Here is a 1248-nt window from a genome sequence, read left to right as displayed (position 1 = left end):
CATCCTTCTGAATCCACATATTATTATTGGCTTGCAGAAGTGCTTTATCACCGGTATTACGCACAGTATCACCCCATATCCGGGCATCCCGGCCCGCAGTGACACGCCCTTTATTATCCAATTGAGTATTTGCCAGCGTAATATCCCGTTCTGCCTGTACCTTGATATTAGGGGCAATATGAGTTTCTCTGGCACTGAGGTTAAAATCCGTTTTGGCTTTGGCATTTCCCAGTTCAATTTTGCCATTAACATTCAAGGTAATATCACGCTGGTCACTGGTTAACTCTTTCAGATTAACGCCGACACCCTCTTCTGTGGCAATCAGGCGGATTTTATTCGCGTACATACCCCCTAATGCTTTGGTATCAATCGCTAATTGAGGCTTAGCGCCTTCTCCGGTGATTTTTTTCACTGTGCCATCGTTAAAATCAATCCGGTTAGCTCCTTGTGTAAGGGATAAATTATTCGCCTGAATTTTTCCATTCAGTTCAGACGCCCGGCTGATAATATCGACATAATCCGTCGCCTTGCCATCCAGCCCTTTACCGCCAATGGTGATTTGGCCTTTTTTAACCTCTAATGCTTCCAACGCGCCTTGTTTATCAAATTGGGGTTTACCCGTGGTCAGTGTGGCACTGGCCGTATTAATAAAACCACAGCCATCACAGGTAATGCCGTTGGGGTTGGCAATCATCACATTGGCTTTATTGCCGAAAATTTCCAACCGGCCTTGCAGGTTAGATTGTCCACTGCCGGTCACTTCATTAATAATCAGTTCCGCTGCTTTTCCATGCAGATTAGGGTTGGCGTTAAGTTGCCCGGCCAGTTGTGATTGAGCCGCTTGAGTGGCGTTATTCAGTACGGCGCCTTGAGTGGCAACATTGAACTCTTTATAAGTATTGTGAGATATCCCCGCGTCATTCGGCGTGGCAATATTCACCACCGGGATATTGCCCTGATTTTGTACCTGCGTATGGTTATTGTCCGGTGTTATTCCCGCGGCAATCGTCGGGTGTAGCGGCTGGATTGCCGTCAGGTAAATTAAAAGATAACTCGTGCCTCTTGCCACAGAGTTGTTGCGTTTACTCATTGTACTTTCCCTTTTGTTTAATTTAAGTGTGACAAAGTCAGTGATGTTGACCAATAAATGATCCGGTTCTATGGTCAGGCTGCGGTGATAAAATGGTCATCTACCTACAGAGAATATTGATGACTTAATAGTTACATCATTAAACCATTCTAATGTGT

At 45.0% G+C, this 1248-nt stretch carries 1 protein-coding gene; it reads right to left on the bottom strand.

Annotated features, from left to right (window positions below):
- Positions 1–1090 (bottom strand): filamentous hemagglutinin N-terminal domain-containing protein (locus KZ793_RS22330; RefSeq protein WP_225817268.1); only part of this gene is annotated, 1090 nt, incomplete at its 3' end.
- Positions 1091–1248 lie beyond the last annotated feature (158 nt).

The sequence above is a fragment of the Photorhabdus antumapuensis genome, from assembly GCF_020387775.1.
GTDB classification, from domain to species: Bacteria; Pseudomonadota; Gammaproteobacteria; order Enterobacterales; family Enterobacteriaceae; genus Photorhabdus; species Photorhabdus antumapuensis.
The sequence above is the reverse complement of the archived record's forward strand: the minus strand, read 5'-3'. Positions and strand labels throughout refer to the sequence as shown.